This is a genomic window from Campylobacter sp. 2018MI13, assembly GCF_018501135.1.
Taxonomy (GTDB): domain Bacteria; phylum Campylobacterota; class Campylobacteria; order Campylobacterales; family Campylobacteraceae; genus Campylobacter_E.
The window spans coordinates 1-457 of record NZ_JAHCZC010000212.1; the positions used below are offsets into that span (position 1 = coordinate 1).

The window sequence follows — 457 nt, forward strand, 5'->3', positions numbered from 1 at the left end:
GTATTTAATATATTTATAATATATCAAGATAACTTGATATTTAGAATACTATAATAAATTTTCAAAATTATTTTATTTTGAAAAAGGATTTTTATGGAATTTACAAGTGAGAAATTATTAGAAACTCTTTATGAGTTTTTGTTTTTAACTGCTGAAATAAGCTTTTTATTTATTTTTATCAATATGATTATGTTTTATATTAATTCAAGATATAGCTTTAATAAATATTTAAAAAATAATATTTTTTCATATTTTATAGCAATATTTTTAGGCTCAATTACTACTTTTTGTTCTTGTTCAACTATACCTGTTTTTAATTCTTTAATTAAAAATAATATTAATCACGGAGTAGCTAGTGCTTTTTTACTAACTTCGCCATTAATTAATCCTATGCTAATTACTATGCTACTTAGTGCATTTGGTTTTAGCATAACTTTTTATTACATTATTTATATAG

General features: G+C 19.3%; 1 protein-coding gene. It reads left to right on the forward strand.

Annotated features, from left to right (window positions below):
* Positions 1 to 93: 93 nt before the first annotated feature.
* A partial coding sequence (locus tag KJQ99_RS09690) for a permease (RefSeq protein WP_214150709.1) occupies positions 94 to 457 on the forward strand: 364 nt, incomplete at its 3' end.